Annotated in this window: 19 protein-coding genes; 12 read left to right on the top strand and 7 right to left on the bottom strand. The window is 60.9% G+C overall.

What is annotated here, in order from left to right; all coding sequences use genetic code 11:
* Entirely contained in the window at window positions 1-405 is a 405-nt protein-coding gene (locus SM765_RS10870; protein WP_274835066.1) for a GFA family protein, read from the top strand.
* A 50-nt stretch (window positions 406-455) separates the two neighbouring features.
* Here SM765_RS10870 and SM765_RS10865 read toward each other — a convergent pair whose 3' ends face one another.
* A complete protein-coding gene (locus SM765_RS10865) occupies window positions 456-1,376 on the bottom strand; it encodes a manganese-dependent inorganic pyrophosphatase (RefSeq protein ID WP_274832905.1) in 921 nt (306 codons plus the stop codon).
* Between the two features lie 183 nt (window positions 1,377-1,559).
* The gene (locus SM765_RS10860; protein ID WP_274837798.1) at window positions 1,560-2,543 is read right to left on the bottom strand and encodes a TraB/GumN family protein; all 984 of its coding nucleotides are present in this window, start codon (window positions 2,541-2,543) and stop codon (window positions 1,560-1,562) included.
* A gap of 117 nt (window positions 2,544-2,660) precedes the next feature.
* Here SM765_RS10860 and SM765_RS10855 point away from each other — a divergent pair, with 117 nt between their 5' ends.
* From SM765_RS10855 to SM765_RS10825, 7 genes are all read left to right on the top strand, one after another.
* Window positions 2,661-3,326, top strand: a complete 666-nt coding sequence (locus SM765_RS10855; RefSeq protein WP_274837859.1) for a DUF2161 domain-containing phosphodiesterase — start codon at window positions 2,661-2,663, stop codon at window positions 3,324-3,326.
* Between the two features lie 217 nt (window positions 3,327-3,543).
* Window positions 3,544-3,831 carry a co-chaperone GroES gene (locus SM765_RS10850; protein ID WP_065272891.1) on the top strand — a complete coding sequence of 96 codons (288 nt, stop codon included), beginning with the start codon at window positions 3,544-3,546 and terminating at the stop codon, window positions 3,829-3,831.
* Between the two features lie 66 nt (window positions 3,832-3,897).
* Window positions 3,898-5,547, top strand: coding sequence for a chaperonin GroEL (gene groL, locus SM765_RS10845; protein WP_065272892.1), 1,650 nt, complete (start codon window positions 3,898-3,900; stop codon window positions 5,545-5,547).
* A gap of 186 nt (window positions 5,548-5,733) precedes the next feature.
* Window positions 5,734-6,093, top strand: a complete 360-nt coding sequence (locus SM765_RS10840; protein WP_274830147.1) for a hypothetical protein — start codon at window positions 5,734-5,736, stop codon at window positions 6,091-6,093.
* Window positions 6,094-6,129: 36 nt separating this feature from the next.
* The gene (locus SM765_RS10835; protein WP_274837796.1) at window positions 6,130-7,002 is read left to right on the top strand and encodes a DMT family transporter; all 873 of its coding nucleotides are present in this window, start codon (window positions 6,130-6,132) and stop codon (window positions 7,000-7,002) included.
* Window positions 7,003-7,041: 39 nt separating this feature from the next.
* The gene (locus SM765_RS10830) at window positions 7,042-7,839 is read left to right on the top strand and encodes an alpha/beta fold hydrolase (RefSeq protein WP_274837795.1); all 798 of its coding nucleotides are present in this window, start codon (window positions 7,042-7,044) and stop codon (window positions 7,837-7,839) included.
* Window positions 7,826-8,977: an alpha-D-ribose 1-methylphosphonate 5-triphosphate diphosphatase gene (locus tag SM765_RS10825; RefSeq protein ID WP_274837858.1), complete on the top strand. Its 1,152-nt coding sequence runs from the start codon at window positions 7,826-7,828 to the stop codon at window positions 8,975-8,977. Before SM765_RS10830 ends, SM765_RS10825 begins: the two co-directional genes overlap by 14 nt.
* A 114-nt stretch (window positions 8,978-9,091) precedes the next feature.
* On the opposite strand, the gene SM765_RS10820 is transcribed toward SM765_RS10825, so the two are convergent.
* The 3 genes from SM765_RS10820 to SM765_RS10810 form a co-directional block, all read right to left on the bottom strand.
* Window positions 9,092-10,168 (bottom strand): 5-(carboxyamino)imidazole ribonucleotide synthase, encoded by a 1,077-nt coding sequence (locus tag SM765_RS10820; RefSeq protein ID WP_274837794.1) that lies wholly within the window; start codon window positions 10,166-10,168, stop codon window positions 9,092-9,094.
* The gene (gene purE / locus SM765_RS10815) at window positions 10,161-10,661 is read right to left on the bottom strand and encodes a 5-(carboxyamino)imidazole ribonucleotide mutase (RefSeq protein ID WP_065273762.1); all 501 of its coding nucleotides are present in this window, start codon (window positions 10,659-10,661) and stop codon (window positions 10,161-10,163) included. The genes SM765_RS10820 and purE overlap by 8 nt, the downstream gene beginning before the upstream one ends.
* Before the next feature lie 354 nt (window positions 10,662-11,015).
* Complete coding sequence (locus SM765_RS10810) at window positions 11,016-11,240, bottom strand: YdcH family protein (protein WP_065272897.1); 225 nt, start codon at window positions 11,238-11,240, stop codon at window positions 11,016-11,018.
* A 177-nt stretch (window positions 11,241-11,417) separates the two neighbouring features.
* On the opposite strand from SM765_RS10810, the gene SM765_RS10805 reads away from it, so the two are divergent.
* From SM765_RS10805 to SM765_RS10790, 4 genes are all read left to right on the top strand, one after another.
* On the top strand, window positions 11,418-11,831 hold the full coding sequence (locus SM765_RS10805) for an Hsp20 family protein (protein WP_197492324.1): 414 nt from the start codon (window positions 11,418-11,420) through the stop codon (window positions 11,829-11,831).
* 5 nt (window positions 11,832-11,836) lie between these two features.
* On the top strand, window positions 11,837-12,061 hold the full coding sequence (locus SM765_RS10800) for a DUF1150 family protein (protein WP_274830142.1): 225 nt from the start codon (window positions 11,837-11,839) through the stop codon (window positions 12,059-12,061).
* Between the two features lie 225 nt (window positions 12,062-12,286).
* A complete protein-coding gene (locus SM765_RS10795) occupies window positions 12,287-13,171 on the top strand; it encodes a PhzF family phenazine biosynthesis protein (protein ID WP_274837793.1) in 885 nt (294 codons plus the stop codon).
* A gap of 57 nt (window positions 13,172-13,228) precedes the next feature.
* On the top strand, window positions 13,229-14,089 hold the full coding sequence (locus SM765_RS10790; RefSeq protein WP_274837792.1) for a hypothetical protein: 861 nt from the start codon (window positions 13,229-13,231) through the stop codon (window positions 14,087-14,089).
* A 14-nt stretch (window positions 14,090-14,103) separates the two neighbouring features.
* Here the strand turns inward: SM765_RS10790 and SM765_RS10785 are convergent, their stop codons facing one another.
* Both SM765_RS10785 and SM765_RS10780 read right to left on the bottom strand, forming a co-directional pair.
* Complete coding sequence (locus tag SM765_RS10785; protein WP_274837791.1) at window positions 14,104-15,216, bottom strand: hypothetical protein; 1,113 nt, start codon at window positions 15,214-15,216, stop codon at window positions 14,104-14,106.
* A gap of 152 nt (window positions 15,217-15,368) precedes the next feature.
* Entirely contained in the window at window positions 15,369-17,084 is a 1,716-nt protein-coding gene (locus tag SM765_RS10780; protein ID WP_274835057.1) for a bifunctional sulfate adenylyltransferase/adenylylsulfate kinase, read from the bottom strand.
* Window positions 17,085-17,237: the final 153 nt, after the last annotated feature.

Raw genomic sequence — 17,237 nt, 5'->3', positions numbered from 1 at the left:
ATGAAAATGGAAGGTGGGTGCTTCTGCGGTACGCTACGCTACCAGGTAGAAGGCAGACCGTTGATGAAGGGGCAATGTCATTGCCGGTCTTGTCAGCACCATTCGGGCGGCGCGCCGAATTTGTTCATGGTGATGCCGAAACAGGGGTTCAGTTACACCCAAGGGACCCCGAGACAGTTCCGGCGTGATGCAGCCGATGCGATGGTGACGCGCGATTTCTGCGAAAGCTGCGGCACGCATGTGGCCAACCACCGCGACGGTCTGGAGGCGGTGATTGTGAAAATCGGAACGCTTGACGATCCGGCCCGGTTCGGCGGCCCGAAAGTAGCGCTGTACCTGGCCGAGAAACAGGCATTCCACCACGTTTCCGACGGTGTGCATTGTTTCGATGGATTGCCGAGTTAAGAAAAAAGGCGCCCCAAGGGGCGCCTTTTCATAAGAAAATGTGCTCGAACTCAGACCTTGAGGTTCGGGATGATCTGCTTCTTGCGGCTCATCACGCCGGGCAGAACGACGGTGTCGCCTGTCGCATCGGCGTCAAAGCTTTTCTTGGCGACGGTTTTGACCAGATCGTTCGGCACCAGCAGGGTGGCTTCTTCGTTCAGGATGTCGACAACAAACAGCAGCACCTGATCCACGCCGTCTTCGCTGGCGACGGTGGTCATGCTGTCCATCAGGCTGGCCTTGCGGTCCAGAACGACGCCCGGCGCGGTGGTTTCCAGAACCGAAACGCGGAACTTGGTGCCGTCGACTTCGTATTCCTTGGAGTCCATGCGGATCAGCTCGGCATCGGAGAAGGAGGACACATCGGATTTCGCGGCGAACATCTCGGCTGCGTAGTCGGCAATGTTGATGCCCAGATCAGCGGCCAGTTTTTCGGCGACGGCGCGGTCGTGATCGGTGGTGGTGGGCGAGCGGAACTCCAGCGTGTCGGACAGGATGCAGGTCAGCGCGGCGCCTTTGATGGCTTCGGGCATCTTCGCCATGTCATCGCCGATCAGGTCGTGCATGATTGTCGCGGTGCAGGCCAGCGGACGGATGGTGATGTCGATCGGGCCTTTGGTTTCCAGACCGCCAACCAGTTTGTGGTGGTCGATGATGGCCTGAACGTCGGCGCCGTTGATGTTGGCGGGCAGTTCGGCCGGGTTGTTGGTGTCCACGATGACAACGGCCTGATCATCAGCCACGTCCGCGATGATCTCGGGCTTCTCGAGGCCCCAGCGCTGCAGCATGAAGGCGGCTTCGGTGTTGGGTTCACCCAGCAGTTTGGGGGCGGCGTCGATGCCTTTGATCTCGTTCAGGTACCAGGCCCAGACGATGGGGGAGCCGGTGGAATCAGTGTCGGGAGACTTGTGGCCGAAAACAAGCGTGGTCATGATGCAGTCCTATTACATAGCGGGCGATTTTGCGCGCCTTATAACAGGGCAGGGAGGTTTGTCACCCCGCCAGCGTTGCAGCTGTTGCGGGGCGGCCATGCAGGAGGCGCCGGGGACACGGTTTTGGGCGAAAGGTCGCACAGGAACCCGTATCACCTGAATGCACGGTACGACAGTCAGGTGTCAGAACGCGGCGCGTTGCAGATGATACCCCTGTTTGGCCAGCAGGTTCAGCACGCCATCCAGTCCCGGAAGATGCAGCGCCCCGACGGCAACGACGATGCGGTCGCCATCGGCAGCCTCGATCACCGGGACCCAGTTGTGGTTGCGCTCGCGGATCAGGAGCTGCATCGCCTCGGCCCAGAGAGCCTCGGCCTTGGCGGCGGGCAGGTTGGTGTCGGCTTTAAAACGCTGCTTGGCCAGGGCGAGGTAATACCGGGCTTCTTCGTCGAAATAGCTTTCCGCCATGGTACGGTAATCATCGGGGCTGCCGTTTCCGTACAGCGATAATGTGGCGCGCATCTGCCGGACCTGTTCGTCCAGCGGGTGCAGGTTCAGCGTTTCGATCACCGTCAGCGGGTCTTCGAGTGATGCCGTCGCAACACCATTTTCATGCGCCAGCATCTCCAGACGCCGGTCCATGCCGTCTTTGATTTGCTCCTTCTGTTTGAGGCACGGCGGCAGGGAAAGCGACAGTGACAGAAACCAGGGGCGCATCTTGGCGGCCATCCACGGCGGAATGCCACGCGCCGCGCTGCGTTCAGAGAGCAGCGCCCAGTCCTCTTCTCCCATGCGGTCGATCAGGGAGGGGCCTTCGGTGATCAGATACAGGGATGGGGTTTTCCCCATCTGTTTCTGCATGGCGGCCTGATCTGCGCTCGTCGCTTCAAGCAGTAGCGTGTCGGCGCCGGTGATCAGTGGTCTCAGATCTTTGGTGATCTTCTCCATGCGGGGATCATTGAGATGCATCGTGCCAATCACATGCACCCGGCGGGTGCCTTTGGTCGCAATCCAGTGGTTGCCTTCCTTGAAGGGCACATCGGCGAGGTCGGCCTGGATCTGTTCGCGCTCGGCCGGGCTCAGCGTCAGGCGAAGGTCGTTGCCGCCGCAGGCCGCAAACACCCCACCGGGCAGAAGGCAGAGAAAAAGAAGGAGGAAGGCGCGCATGGTATGTCCTTTTTGTCTATGGAGGTCATGCTATGGGCGGGCGGCACGCACGACAAGCAGGACGCGATCTTGCTTGATGTGGTTTTTCTCGCGGTCATCGCTGGTTATGCTGCGGGCATGGAAAAAGAAGAACAGCTGTATCCCCCCATCAAGGCGCTGCTGGAACGGCAGGGCTATGAGGTGAAGGGAGAGGTCGGTGCCGCCGATGTGGTGGCGCGGCGCGGGGATGAGGATCCGGTGATCGTCGAGCTGAAGCTGCGGTTTTCCCTGTCGCTGTTCCATCAGGCCGTGTCCCGGCAGGCCGTGACAGATCTGGTCTATATCGCGGTGCCAAAACCAAAGGGTAAACAGGCGCGGCGGATGCTGAAGGACAACCTGTCCTTATGTCGGCGTCTTGGCCTTGGATTGATCACCGTGCTGGCTGATGGCCGGGCCGAAGTGCAATGCGATCCCGGCCCCTATGCACCGCGCAAATCCAAGGTCCGCAAACAGCGCCTGCTGCGCGAATTCGACCGGCTGCGCGGGGATCCGAATTCCGGTGGCGCCACCCGCCACGGAATCGTCACCGCCTATCGGCAGGATGCCCTGGTCTGTGCCGCGCATCTGGCGCAGCACGGTGCCTGCAAGGGGGCTGAGGTAGCGCTGGCAACCGGCGTTGGGCGGGCCACAACGCTGATGCGGGACAATCATTATGGCTGGTTCACCAAGGTCGAGAAGGGCATCTACGAGCTTAGTGAACAGGGGCGCAGCGGGTTAGCAGACTGGGATCACAGCCTTTCTTGAACAGGTCCGCAGAGCTGCTTCAGATTGCTGCGTTGCGGCAGTCTGATTTTCCGCGCGGGATGGGTCAATTTTCTTGCATCAAACCTGTTGACTCGGCGCAGGCCGCTGCCTAGCTATTGCTCCGTTAGCACTCACCCGGTGTGAGTGATAACGCCTCTGCGGGGAGCAGGGGCAGACCAGATACAACAACCTTTGAGCCTATTAAGGAGCTGCAAAGATGGCATTGAAACCGCTTCATGACCGTGTGCTGGTGCGCCGCACCGAAAGCGAAGAGAAAACCGCTGGCGGGCTGATCATCCCCGATAGCGCCAAGGAAAAGCCCTCCGAAGGCGTTGTTGTCGCCACCGGCGAAGGCGCCCGCAAAGACAGCGGTGAGCTGATCGCAATGGCCGTCAAAGCCGGCGACAACATCCTGTTCGGCAAGTGGTCCGGCACAGAAGTTACCGTCGACGGCGAAGAGCTGCTGATGATGAAAGAAAGCGACATCATGGGCATCATCGAGTAAGCCCACCGGCTTCTCTGATCCCCCTTTATCGCTGACAACTACAGATTTTCTCGAGGAGAAACAGATATGGCTGCTAAGGACGTCAAATTCGACACCGATGCCCGCAACAAGATGCTGAACGGCGTGAACGTTCTCGCTGATGCTGTCAAAGTGACCCTGGGCCCCAAAGGCCGCAACGTGGTTCTGGACAAATCCTTTGGCGCACCGCGCATCACCAAAGACGGTGTTTCGGTTGCCAAGGAAATCGAACTGGAAGACAAGTTCGAAAACATGGGCGCCCAGATGGTGAAGGAAGTTGCTTCCCGCACCAACGACGAAGCCGGTGACGGCACCACCACCGCAACCGTCCTGGCCCAGGCGATCGTGCGCGAAGGCCTGAAGCAGGTTGCTGCTGGTCTGAACCCGATGGACCTGAAGCGCGGCATCGACATGGCAACCGCCAAAGTCGTTGAAGGCATCAAAGAAATGGCTCGCCCGGTGAACGACTCCGCTGAAGTCGCTCAGGTTGGCACCATCTCCGCGAACGGCGAAGCCGAAATCGGCCAGCAGATCGCAGACGCGATGCAGAAAGTCGGCAACGAAGGCGTCATCACCGTCGAAGAGAACAAAGGCATGGAAACCGAGACCGACGTGGTCGAAGGCATGCAGTTCGACCGTGGCTACCTGTCGCCCTACTTCGTCACCAACCCGGACAAGATGATTGCAGATCTCGACGACTGCATGATCCTGCTGCACGAGAAGAAACTCTCCTCCCTGCAGCCGATGGTTCCGCTGCTGGAGCAGGTCATCCAATCGCAGAAACCGCTGCTGATCATCGCCGAAGACGTCGAAGGCGAAGCGTTGGCAACTCTGGTTGTCAACAAACTGCGCGGCGGCCTGAAAATTGCAGCTGTCAAGGCACCGGGCTTCGGTGACCGCCGCAAGGCCATGCTGCAGGATATCGCGATCCTGACCGGTGGTCAGGTCATCTCCGAAGATCTGGGCATGAAGCTCGAGTCCGTGACCATGGACATGCTGGGCACCGCCAAGAAAGTCGAGATCACCAAAGACGAGACCACCATCGTTGACGGTGCAGGCGAGAAGGCCGAGATCGAAGCACGCGTTGCTCAGATCCGCACCCAGATCGAAGAAACCACCTCGGACTACGACCGTGAGAAGCTGCAAGAGCGCGTTGCCAAACTGGCAGGCGGTGTTGCCGTGATCCGCGTCGGCGGCATGACCGAAGTCGAAGTGAAAGAGCGCAAAGACCGTGTGGACGATGCTCTGAACGCGACCCGCGCAGCCGTGCAGGAAGGCGTGATCGTCGGTGGCGGTGTTGCTCTGGTTCAGGCCGGCAAGGCGCTGGAAGGTCTGGAAGGTGCAAACTCCGACCAGAACGCCGGTATCGTGATCGTGCGCAAGGCTATCGAAGCGCCGCTGCGCCAGATTGCCGAGAACGCAGGTGTCGACGGTGCGGTTGTGGCCGGTAAGGTCCGCGAAAGCTCCGACAAGAACTTCGGCTTCAACGCTCAGACCGAAGAATATGGCGACATGTTCTCCTTCGGCGTGATCGACCCGGCCAAAGTGACCCGTACCGCGCTGGAAGACGCAGCCTCGATCGCAGGCCTGCTGATCACCACCGAAGCCATGGTTGCTGACAAGCCGTCGAAAGATGGCGCAGCTGGTGGCGGCATGCCCGACATGGGCGGCATGGGCGGCATGGGCGGCATGATGTAAGTCACGCCATCCAACCGGATGATTTGGGGCCGCCTTCGGGCGGCCCCTTTTTCTTTTCTTGGGAGAGCGCGTGCCTCCTTGCCTGTTTTTCGTTCCAGACCTGCGCCAATACCGAAATATTTTGATTTTCTTCGAAGTTGTCCCGTACGCTGAACCCGTTCAAAAAATTGTGCACTGGGGGACGTGATGAAGGGATTGGCACTGCTGGCGGTTGTTGCTGCCACTTTTGGAGCTGTCGAGGCAGCAAAGGCGGACAGTCTGAAATGGACGATCCGCAGCGATTATCCGCATATCGTAAGTCTGGAATTCTACAGTCAGGACTATCGCCGTGCCTGGCCCGGAGACGGTCAGGTCTATATCGTCGACGACTACGATGTCCGCGAATATAGCCTCAGCTGTGAGACCGGCGAGACGATCTGCTATGGCGCCTGGGTGCGCGGCGACAGCAACAAGTATTGGGGCGTCGGTCTCAACAATTCACAAAGATGCAATGACTGTTGCTACACCTGCGGATACGGTGATACCGACCTGCGTATTCTGAACTGATAGGCGGGTCATTCCGGCCTGAAACGGAGGCCGGTGATGAAACTCGTTGTTCTGGTTCTGCTCGTCCTGATTGCCTTTGCGGCGAATTCGGTTCTAGGCCGCATGGCCATCGGCTGGGGCTATATGGATGCGATGGGCTTTGGCCTGCTGCGCCTTGCTTCTGGCGCCGTAGCCCTGGTGCTTCTCGTCGCGCTGCAAGCGGCCCGGTCACGAAGCAAGGGGGCGGGGGAGACGCCGGTCGCGGCATGGAAAGACGCCCTGCTGGGCGGGGCGGCTCTGACCCTCTATATGATTGGATTTTGTCTCGCTTATCAGGGGCTTGATGCTGGTCTTGGCGCGCTGGTCCTGTTTGGCGTGGTGCAGATTTCCATGTTCGGCTGGGGCACACTGCGTGGCAGTCGGACAACGGCTGGTCAGGTATTGGGGGCCTTGGTGGCGTTTGCGGGTCTCGCCTATGTGGTCTGGCCCAGCGGCCCGGTGCAGGTGCCGCCGGGGGCTGCTGCGCTGATGACGCTCAGCGGTCTGGGCTGGGCGGCCTATACCCTGCTTGGGCGTGGCGCGGGCGATCCTTTGCGGGCCAGCGCGATGAATTTTGTGGTCGCAACCCTGATGATGCTGCCTTTCATGCTGTTTGCGGCGGCATCGCTTCATGCCTCGCCCGAAGGTATCCTGCTGGCGGTGATATCCGGGGCTGTCACCTCGGGGATGGGCTATGCGCTTTGGTACCGCGTCTTGCCCGAATTGCAGCCTGCGGTCGCGGCAACCATCCAGCTGAGCGTGCCAATCATTGCCATTCTGGGAGGCTTTGTGTTTCTGGCCGAACCGGTGCGGCTGCGGCTGGCGCTGGGAACCTGTGCAGTCCTTGGCGGGATCGCCCTGGTGATCTGGAGCGCACCGCGCGCGCGATAGGGGCTTTTCGCTGGCGCGGTGCATGTCTATCTGATCTGCATGAAACGTCTTCTGTCCCCTGTTCTTGCAGCGCTGTCCCTGTTGCTGCCTCTGCCCGCTCTGGCGGATTGCGCCATCCTGCTGCACGGGCTGGCTCGCACGGAATCGTCCTTCTCGGTGATGGAACAGGTTCTGGAGGGGCGCGGCATCACCGTGCAGAGCCCGGGCTATCCTTCGACCGAGGAACCTGTGGCCGTGCTGGCCGAACAGACGCTGCCTGATGCCTTTGCGGCCTGCGGCGATCAGCCGGTGCATCTGATTACCCATTCGATGGGCGGCATTCTGGTGCGACAATGGCTGCAGGACAACCGACCGGAAAATCTGGGCCGCGTTGTTATGCTAGCGCCTCCGAACCATGGTAGCGAACTGGTGGACGAACTGGGCGACTGGGAGGTGTTTGGCCTGCTGCACGGACCGGCGGGTTTGCAACTGGGCACCGGGCCGGAGAGCCTGCCCAACCGGCTGCCGCCTGCGGATTTCCCGTTGGGGGTCATTGCGGGGAACCGGTCGCTCAACCCGGTGTGGTCCAGTCTCATTCCCGGTCAGGACGATGGCAAGGTTTCGGTTCAAAGCACCCGGCTCGAAGGGATGGCGGATCACATCGTGCTCCCGGTCACCCATACATTCATGATGAACAATCCGCTGGTCATCGCCCAGGCGCTACATTTTCTAGAGCATGGCCGGTTCGATCCCAAGATCACCTGGCTTGATGCGGTGCTTGGCCTGCCCGACGGCCTGTGCGATGAGGGCGCGTGTACCGACAAGGCGGCAAAGGAGCCGGGAGCTGATGACACTTGAACTGACGCTGCAGGGCGCCGATGTGCTGCTGCCTGAGGGGCTGGTGCCGGGCGCGGAACTCTCACTCGCGGAGGGGGCAATCGTCGCGGATCGCGCCGGTCGCGCGGTGGATCTGTCTGGCTATCTGGTACTGCCGGGCATCATCGACCTGCACGGTGACGGGTTCGAACGTCATCTTGCCCCCCGCCGCGGTGCGATGAAGCAGATGGACGAGGGCGTGATCGCCGCCGAGGCTGAGTTGGCCGCCAACGGTATCACCACGGCGGTTCTGGCGCAGTTCCACAGCTGGGAAGGCGGGCTGCGCGCGCCGGACTATGCCGACCAGGTATTTGCCGCGATCACTGCTGTGCGGGACCGGGTAGTGACGGATATCCTACCACAGCTGCGGTTCGAGACTCATATGCTGGATGACTACGCGGGTCTGCCTCAGCGTATTGCGGCGGCCGGAGTGGGCTATGTCGTTTTCAACGATCACCTGCCGCATGACCGGCTGGCAGTGGGAAAGAAGCCGCCCCGGCTGGTGGGGCAGGCGCTGAAGGCGGGGCGCAACCCGGAGGTCCACTGGCAGATGCTGCAGGATATGCACGCCAGATCGGATGAGGTGCCTGCTGCCCTGGATGCAATCTGCGCCGAACTTGGCACTATGGGCGTGCGTCTTGGAAGCCATGATGACCAAAACGCGGCCATGCGGGCCGAATGGCGGGAGCGCGGTGTGCGGATCAGCGAATTTCCGGAAACATTAGAAGCGGCAGAGGCGGCACGGGCCGGGGGCGATCATATCATTCTGGGCTCCCCAAACGTGGTGCGGGGCGGCTCGCACAAGGGCAATGTGTCTGCGGTGGAGCTGATTGCGATGGGGCTGTGTGATGCGATTGCCTCGGACTATCACTATCCCAGCCCGCGCCGCGCTGCGCTGATGCTGGCCCGCAGCGGACTGCTGGATCTGGCTGAGGCCTGGGATCTGGTGTCAAAGGGGCCAGCCGGGGTTCTGGGGCTATCGGACCGGGGACAGCTGGCGCCGGGTAAGCGCGCCGATGTGGTGATCCTTGAGAAGGACAGCCAGCGGGTTGCGGCCACCCTGTCGGGCGGGCGCGTCAGCTATATGAGCGGCGATATCGCAGCGCGATTTCTGGGCTAACCCTCAATCGGGCAGGGGGGAGCGCAGCCTCTCACGCCCGGCTGGCGGGCCCTCGGTGCTGCGCCCGAAACCCGCCGAAAGGGCGGATTTCGGATGCGTGCGGCAGGCGAAGTGTTATTTCTGCGCGCGGATGACCCGGTTGATATGGCCCATCTTGCGCCCGGGTTTGGCATCCGCCTTACCATAGAGATGCAGGGCGCAATCGGGTTCCCGCGCCAGATCGGGGATGCGGGTAACGTCGTCGCCGATCAGGTTCTCCATCACAACATCGCTGTGCCGCTGCCCGTCGCCCAGCGGCCAGCCGACCACTGCACGGATGTGCTGTTCGAACTGATCCACCGCGCAGCCGTTCTGGGTCCAGTGACCGGAGTTGTGGACGCGCGGGGCGATCTCGTTGACCACCAGCCCCGCGGGCGTGACAAACAGCTCAACCCCCATCACTCCAACGTAATCGAGCGCGTTCAGGATCTTTGCGGCCATCAGTACCGCATCCATGCGCTGGCTTTGGTTCAGGCGGGCAGGTACGGTAGTGGTGTGCAGGATGCCGTCGCGGTGCACGTTCTCGCCGGGATCGAAACAGGCGACCTCGCCGCTAGGGCTGCGCGCGGCAATCACCGAGGCTTCATGTGTGAAATTGACAAACCCTTCGAGAATGGCAGGCGCACCGGCGAGCGAGGCCAGCGCGGGGGCGGCGTCCTCGGCGGCCATGATCCGCGCCTGCCCCTTGCCATCATAACCAAAGCGTCGCGTCTTCAGGATCGCGGGCGCGCCGATCTCTACCAGCGCCGCATCCAGTGCGGCCTGATCTGGGATGTCGGCAAAGGGGGCGGTTTGCAGGCCTAGATCCTGCAGGAAGGCCTTTTCCGTCAGCCGATCCTGCGACACACGCAGGGCTTCGCGCCCCGGGCGGATCGGACGGTGCTGCTCCAGCACATCCAGCGCCGCAGTGGGGATGTTTTCGAACTCATAGGTGATCACATCCACCGAGGCGGCAAAGGCGGCCAGCGCGGCCTCATCCTCATAAGGTGCGGTTGTGACCCTGTGGGCTACATCGCCTGCGGGCGGGTTGGCGCCGGGTTCAAAAATATGTGTCTTGAAGCCAAGGCGGGAGGCCGCAACTGACAGCATGCGCCCCAGCTGACCGCCGCCGAGAATTCCGATTGTTGCGCCGGGCTGCAAAGGATCAGTCATCGACGGGTTCCTCCGGGATCGAGGCAGAAAGGGCTGCGCGCCAGTCATCCAGACGGGTGGCAAGCGCGGGATCCTGCAGGGCGAGGATGCCAGCTGCCATCAACCCGGCATTGGCAGCACCGGCGGCGCCGATGGCCATGGTGGCGACGGGAAACCCCTTGGGCATCTGCACGATCGAATAAAGTGAATCCACACCCGACAGAGCCCGCGTCTGCACTGGGACGCCTACCACCGGAACGCGGGTTTTCGAGGCAACCATGCCGGGAAGATGCGCCGCGCCACCAGCGCCGGCGATGATGACCTGCAAACCGCGTTCTGCCGCGCTCTTGCCATAGGTCCACAGCCGGTCAGGGGTGCGGTGCGCCGACACGATTTTTGCCTCGTAGGGCACGCCCAGTTCATCCAGAATCGTGGCGGCCTCTTTCAGGGTGGGCCAGTCTGACTGGCTGCCCATGATGATGCCCACTTTGATGTCAGCGGTGGTTTCAGGCATGTGATCCGGTCCTGTCATGCCGCAGGCCTGCATGGGACCTGCTGGGGTGGAAGGAGCGCGCACTATAGTCGAAGACGCGCATGGTGCAATGCGGCAATGCGGGCAAAATAAGGCTGTGTCGGCGCGGAAACGCCCGGGGGCCGAGGCTACCGGTTTGCGTGACCGCAGCGCGCCCATGCGCGCTGCCGGGTCCCACGGTTTTACCTGCGGCAGCACGGCTGCCAACCTGCAAAAGGCGCGGGAGTGATTGTTCGGTTGACCAGCTATTGCTTGGGCGCAGCTCCGTGGCGTCAGGAGGGAGGAATTCACCGGACGGCGGGGCCGTTACCAAGTGTCAGGCAGCCCGCAGCGGGGTCAGGCGATGATATCCGGTGTCAGCCGATCTTCGATCAGGGCGATCTTGTCTTTGAGGCCCAGTTTCTGCTTTTTCAGCCGCCGGATGGTCAGCTGATCTGCGGTGCCGCGTTCCTGCAGGGCGGTGATCGCCTCGTCCAGATCCCGGTGCTGCCTACGGAACACCTCAAGCTCAACCTTGAGGACGTCGTCGGTCTTCATCGAGATATCGGTAGGGGCGTTCATTGGCGACTCGGAGGCTGGTGAAAGATGCGGGGTTCAAGATACTTCGTTAACGGCTTTTCGGCTAGGCCTATGCGTCCACGCTCTTGAGTAATCAAAAGAACTTACCATATTCTATAAGAGCGGTCGCCTGTTGGGGCCGCAAGACTATCCGTCGCTTTCGAACAAAGGACGTAACACGTGTCGAAACTTACCTTGGGCTCTTACCCGCATATGCTGGGGTTTGAGCAGCTTGAACGCCTTCTGGAACGCTCGGCCAAATCCGGCAACGAGGGGTATCCCCCTTATAATATCGAGCAGACCTCGGATCATTCCTATCGCATTACCCTGGCCGTGGCCGGGTTTGCCGAAGAGGATCTTTCCATCACCGTCGAGGACCGCCAGTTGGTCATCCGTGGCCGTCAGCGCGACGACAGCGATGGCCGCGTCTTCCTGCACCGGGGCATCGCCGCGCGTCAGTTCCAGCGCATGTTCGTGCTGGCCGACGGGGTCGAAGTGGGCGAGGCGCTGATGGAGAATGGTCTGCTGCACGTGGACCTGACCCGTGCCCGCCCGGAAACCGTGGTTCAGACCATCAATATTCGAAAGGGGTAAGAGACATGCATACACCATTTGATTTCAACGAAACCGGCAAGCGGATCGTCTACGTCAAGGCGGTTGATGTTGCGGACCTGCCCGAGGATGTGCAGGCCGGTGCCAAGGGTCACAAGCAGCTTTACGCGGTACATGACGCCGAAGGCGAACAGCTGGCGCTGGTGGCAGACCGCCGCATGGCCTTTGTTCTGGCCCGCCAGAATGACCTGTCGCCGGTGACGGTGCACTGAACAAATCCTTTAGGAGCGCAAATGTGCCCCCGGATTGCCCCGCTGTGGCGGGGCAGTCATGCCTTTGGATAGCTTCCAGAAACCTCCCGCGAGAGAGCGGGAGAATAATCGTCCAAAACGGCTGTTGAGGCGCAAGTCGTGTCCCCGACGGGCTTTCGCGGCTGGATCATTGCTCTCTGCGCCGGTAACGTCCCGGTAAAACAGCGGTTTGGGGCGTTTGATATCATGGCATCGTTTTCTTTTGACTGGGTGGATGCGTTTTCGGATCGCCCCTTTGGCGGCAATGGCTGCGCGGTCGTGCATGAGGGGGCCAGCCTGCCGGTGGAGGTCTGCACCGCCTTCGTGCGGGAGACTTCTCTGGTCGAATGCACCTTTACCGGGCCGTCCCAGGTGGCGGATTTCAAAGTGCGCTATTTCCTGGCAAGCCGCGAAATCCCTTTTGCCGGCCATCCTACCATCGCCACCGTTGCCGCGCTCAAGGATCGCGGGCTGATCAACGGCACCTCGGTGACGCTGGAAACCGGCGCGGGAATTGTTCCGGTGCAGATCGAGGGCGACCTGATCGAGATGACGCAGGTGGCGCCAGAGTTCGGCCCGCAGCCGGATCCGGCCCTGGTTGCGGCAGCAGTGTCCCTGCCGCCCGAAGCCATTATCGGTGAGCCGCAGAAAGTGTCGACCGGCTTGCCCTTTTGCGTCACCGTGCTGAAGGACCGCGCCGCGCTAGAGGCGGCAAGGCTGGATCTTGATGCCCTTGCCCGGCTGACGGCACAGCTGGGCGCCGATGGGATCGACATGATGGAGCCTTTTCTGGTGACACTGGATGGCGCCACAGAGGCAGGGGATACCTTTTCCCGCCTGCTGATGGCGCCGCCGAGCCCGCCGGAGGATCCCTTTACCGGCTCTGCCACCGGCGCGATGGCGGCCTATCTGTGGAAGCACGGGCTGATGCCTAAGGACAGTTTCGTGGCTGAACAGGGGCACGGGCTGGGGCGGCCGGGGCAGGCGCGTGTGACCCGCGTGGGATCGGCAGAGGCGCTGACAGGGGTAAAAGTTGCCGGAGAGGGATTTGTTCTCATGCGGGGAGAGGTCGATCTTCCGCTGCATTTGTAAATGGGAGCATGTGATTGAGTTCTGAGTTCTCTTGCCTCCCATGCTGGAGCGGTTGCCATGACTGAGCCTGCGATTGCTATCCTACCTTACGGCCAGAAACTTGATCGGGGGCTGCCGCAGATGCCGCTGGCGCAGTTGCACTTGCCACTGGGCTGCCCCGACCGGCTGCAGGGCGGCAGCGTTGGCGATCTGACCGCGGCGGATCATTTGATCGTCTTTGCCAAGACGGCGATGCATTTTCAGCTAAACTGGTATTGCCGCGCGCAGCTGTCGCTGATGGTGATGGAGCCGAAGATCATGTCGGCGTCCCACCACCGTCTGCTGCGGCTCAGCCATCGGCGGTTCTTCCGCGTTTTTACCTATGATCCGGATCTTCTCGCGCGATTGCCCAACGGGCTGTTCCTGCCCTTTGGAACCACCTGGGTGCCGGAATGGCAGGATCTGGATCTTGAAAAGACCTTAGATCTGTCGTTGATCGCCTCGGCCAAACGCGACCATCCGGGGCACAAGCTGCGGCATCAACTGGTTGAATACCTGCAGCAAAACGTGCCCGATGCGCGCATTTTGGGCCGTGGTTACGCGCCTTTCGAGCATAAATCAGAGGGTCTTGCCCCCTTCCGCTATTCAGTGGTCATCGAAAATGTGCAGGAGCCGAATTGCTTCACCGAGAAATTGATCGATGCGATCCTCTGCGAGACTGTGCCGATCTACTGGGGCTGTCCGAATATCGGGGATTTCTTCGACACTGAGGGCATGATCCTCTGTAATGATCTGGCGGATATGGAGCGGGCGGTCCGCAGTATCAGTGCGGAGGATTATGCCCGGCGTCTGCCTGCCCTGCGCGCCGCCAAACCTGCGGCGGCGCATTATGGCGATCTGTTCCTCCGCGCGGCCGAGGCATTGCGCGACAGCCTCTAAGGCGGCAATGCTCCTTAGCGCGCGTTTGCGGCTCTAGCTTCCTTGCGGGCCCTTCGGGTGGATTTTTTCTTTTCGTACCAGTGGCGCAGGCCCTTGCTCTTCAGCTCGGCTTGCGGTTCGAACAGCAGGATCGCGTTGCGCAGGGTCCAGTCCGTCAGACTGCCCCGGCAGCCTTTCTCTGGCCAGAGGGAACGTTCGGACCAGATATAGCGGGGGCGGTTAGGCTGTACGCTAACTGGACGGGCCGCGGTCTCGGTTGCGAGATTGGCCATTAGCACCATGATGTTTTCCTGCTCCAGCACCTTTTCACGCGCCCTTGCGATGGTGTCCTGTGCGGCTTCCCAGCGGCCGTTCTGGATTTCCTGGACCATGCGCCGGGCCTCGGCCACCGGATCGTCCAGATTCAGAGTCTCATAACTGTCCACCGGGAAATAATCGTCCACGTTGGAACAGCCTGCGTAGAAGGGGAAGGACCAGCACAGCCAGGGGTCGGTCAGTTTCTCGGTCCAGACATGCGGCCCTTCGCCATTCTCGATGGCGAGGTTGTACTTGTTGGGCAGCAGGGCGTCTGCCTTGTCGCCAATGGGTTTGAAACCACGCCCGAAGAGTTCGATATGCTCGGGAATCTCGTCGATCAGGGTTTCCACAAACCGCATCCGTTTGCGGTGATATTCGGTGTGCACCTTGGTTGAGGTGACGATGGCAATCTTGTCCTGTTTCGGCGGCGGGGTCAGCGTCTTGAACCAGTCATAGCCACGATGATTGCCGTTGTCCGAGAAATCAAAGCCTGCCCACCAGTACCAGCAGACCGCCCGGTTGCGTTTTTCCGTATCCAGCGGTTTTTGCGTCGTCGTCAGAACCAATCCGAACTGGTTTAGGAACCGGCAGCTATAGGGGTGGATGACATCTGGTTCGGCAGCGATGAAAATCGTCCGCTCTTTCGGAACCTGCGTCTTGATGGTGTAGGAAGACCGGTTGAAAGCGATGAGCACATCGGTGTCGTCCGGAACCTCGGTGCCAAAGGTAAAGGCTACCGAACCAATGCAGGGCTGCTGCCCCGGCGCCTGCTTCAGAAAAGACTGCGCTGTGGTGTCGGTAAACACATGTGCCTTAACGGGTGTAACCATACTTGGGCTCCAGAACACGAAATCTTGAACCTGTGTAGGGATAAATTTACTTGCAAAAAAGATCCATTTTGGTCGCGACGTTCAGGTAAAACAAAACGGCCCGCCAAAGGGCGGGCCGTTTCAACAGAAATCAGAGTGGGGTCAGTCAGGGATCAACCGGTGATCAGACCCATGCTTTCCAGCTTCAGAAGAACCTGGTGGGCACAGTTGTCGACATCGACGTTTTCCGTCTCGACGCTCAGCTCGGGGTTCGCGGGCACGTCATAGGGATCTGAAATGCCGGTGAATTCCTTGATCTTGCCTTCGCGCGCCAGCTTGTAGAGCCCCTTGCGGTCACGGCGTTCGCATTCCTCGATCGAGGTCGCGACGTGCACTTCGATGAAGGCACCGAACTGTTCGATGTCCTCGCGGACGGCGCGGCGGGTCGCTGCATAAGGCGCGATCGGCGCACAGATGGCGATGCCGCCGTTCTTGGTGATCTCGGAGGCAACATAGCCGATACGGCGGATGTTGAGGTCACGGTGCTCTTTCGAGAAGCCGAGTTCCGAAGACAGGTTCTTGCGCACGATATCGCCATCCAGCAGCGTCACCGGGCGGCCACCCATTTCCATCAGCTTGACCATCAGCGCGTTGGCGATGGTGGACTTGCCGGAACCGGAGAAGCCGGTGAAGAAAACGGTAAAGCCCTGCTGGCTGCGCGGCGGCTTGGTGCGGCGCAGTTCTTTCACCACCTCGGGGAAGGAGAACCACTCGGGGATTTCCAGACCTTCGGCCAGACGGCGACGCAGTTCGGTGCCCGAGATGTTCAGGATGGTGACGTCATCCTTGTCGGCGATCTCGTCATTGGGTTCGTACTGGGCACGCTCCTGCACATAGACCATGTGCTTGAAGTCGACCATTTCACAGCCGATTTCCGATTGATGCGTACGGTAGAGTTCCTGCGCGTCATAGGGGCCGTAGAAATCTTCACCGGCAGAGTTCTTGCCGGGGCCGGCGTGGTCGCGGCCCACGATGAAGTGGGTGCAGCCGTGGTTGGCGCGAATCAGACCGTGCCAGACGGCTTCACGCGGGCCAGCCATGCGCATGGCCAGGTTCAAGAGCGACATAGTCGTGGTCGAAGCCGGATATTTGTCCAGCACCGCCTCGTAGCAGCGCACGCGGGTGAAGTGGTCGACATCGCCCGGTTTGGTCAGGCCAACAACCGGGTGGATCAGCAGGTTGGCCTGCGCTTCCTTGGCAGCGCGGAAGGTCAGTTCCTGGTGCGCACGGTGCAGCGGGTTGCGGGTCTGGAAGGCGACAACCTTGCGCCAGCCCAGCTTGCGAAAGTAGGCGCGCAGCTCGTTCGGAGTGTCGCGGCGGCCACGGAAATCATAGTGCACGGGCTGCTGGATACCGGTGACCGGACCGCCGAGGTAGATCTTGCCTGCGTGGTTGTGCAGGTAGTTCACGGCCGGGTGCGCCTCGTCATCGGCGCCAAAGACCTTTTCTGCCTCGCGAGATTTGTTGGGCTCCCAGCGGTCGGTGACCGTCATGGTGGCCAGGATGACGCCTTCCTGATCGCGCAGGGCGATGTCTTCGCCCACTTCCAGAGAGCTTGCGAAATCTTCGCTCACGTCCAGGGTGATCGGCATCGGCCAAAGCGTGCCGTCCGCCAGGCGCATGTTTTCGACAACGCCGTCATAGTCTTCCTCGGTCAGGAAGCCTTTCAGCGGGTTGAAACCGCCGTTCATCAGCAGCTCCAGGTCACAGATCTGGCGCGGGCTCAGATCGTGGCTTTTCAGCTCACCGGCCTCGACCTTCAGCTTCTGGGCAGAGTCATAAGATACATAGAGCTCGGGGATCGGAGCCAAATTACTCAACATAGTCATGTGAATTCTCTCTTCACTTGCGCGGGAGGGGGCGCCCGTGTCGCGGACGGCTTAAGGCCGCGCAATAGCCCAAAGGTTTCTTGAATGTCTAGCGAGCTGGGGAAAAAAGGACGATGTGTGCCTATTCCTTCACAAATGGATGCTGTTTCGCCG

It is taken from the genome of Pseudophaeobacter sp. 1A09344, from assembly GCF_041008745.1.
Lineage (GTDB): Bacteria > Pseudomonadota > Alphaproteobacteria > Rhodobacterales > Rhodobacteraceae > Phycobacter > Phycobacter gallaeciensis_A.
Note: the sequence above shows the minus strand (reverse complement) of the source record. Positions and strands in the feature narration are given on the sequence as shown.

What these genes read in the sequence shown, in the direction of transcription:
- SM765_RS10870 (WP_274835066.1), top strand. Translation starts at nt 1, where the DNA reads ATGAAAATGGAAGGTGGGTGCTTCTGCGGTACGCTACGCTACCAGGTA.
- SM765_RS10865 (WP_274832905.1), bottom strand. Translation starts at nt 1,376, where the DNA reads ATGACCACGCTTGTTTTCGGCCACAAGTCTCCCGACACTGATTCCACC.
- SM765_RS10860 (WP_274837798.1), bottom strand. Translation starts at nt 2,543, where the DNA reads ATGCGCGCCTTCCTCCTTCTTTTTCTCTGCCTTCTGCCCGGTGGGGTG.
- SM765_RS10855 (WP_274837859.1), top strand. Translation starts at nt 2,661, where the DNA reads ATGGAAAAAGAAGAACAGCTGTATCCCCCCATCAAGGCGCTGCTGGAA.
- SM765_RS10850 (WP_065272891.1), top strand. Translation starts at nt 3,544, where the DNA reads ATGGCATTGAAACCGCTTCATGACCGTGTGCTGGTGCGCCGCACCGAA.
- groL (WP_065272892.1), top strand. Translation starts at nt 3,898, where the DNA reads ATGGCTGCTAAGGACGTCAAATTCGACACCGATGCCCGCAACAAGATG.
- SM765_RS10840 (WP_274830147.1), top strand. Translation starts at nt 5,734, where the DNA reads ATGAAGGGATTGGCACTGCTGGCGGTTGTTGCTGCCACTTTTGGAGCT.
- SM765_RS10835 (WP_274837796.1), top strand. Translation starts at nt 6,130, where the DNA reads ATGAAACTCGTTGTTCTGGTTCTGCTCGTCCTGATTGCCTTTGCGGCG.
- SM765_RS10830 (WP_274837795.1), top strand. Translation starts at nt 7,042, where the DNA reads ATGAAACGTCTTCTGTCCCCTGTTCTTGCAGCGCTGTCCCTGTTGCTG.
- SM765_RS10820 (WP_274837794.1), bottom strand. Translation starts at nt 10,168, where the DNA reads ATGACTGATCCTTTGCAGCCCGGCGCAACAATCGGAATTCTCGGCGGC.
- purE (WP_065273762.1), bottom strand. Translation starts at nt 10,661, where the DNA reads ATGCCTGAAACCACCGCTGACATCAAAGTGGGCATCATCATGGGCAGC.
- SM765_RS10810 (WP_065272897.1), bottom strand. Translation starts at nt 11,240, where the DNA reads ATGAACGCCCCTACCGATATCTCGATGAAGACCGACGACGTCCTCAAG.
- SM765_RS10800 (WP_274830142.1), top strand. Translation starts at nt 11,837, where the DNA reads ATGCATACACCATTTGATTTCAACGAAACCGGCAAGCGGATCGTCTAC.
- SM765_RS10795 (WP_274837793.1), top strand. Translation starts at nt 12,287, where the DNA reads ATGGCATCGTTTTCTTTTGACTGGGTGGATGCGTTTTCGGATCGCCCC.
- SM765_RS10790 (WP_274837792.1), top strand. Translation starts at nt 13,229, where the DNA reads ATGACTGAGCCTGCGATTGCTATCCTACCTTACGGCCAGAAACTTGAT.
- SM765_RS10785 (WP_274837791.1), bottom strand. Translation starts at nt 15,216, where the DNA reads ATGGTTACACCCGTTAAGGCACATGTGTTTACCGACACCACAGCGCAG.
- SM765_RS10780 (WP_274835057.1), bottom strand. Translation starts at nt 17,084, where the DNA reads ATGACTATGTTGAGTAATTTGGCTCCGATCCCCGAGCTCTATGTATCT.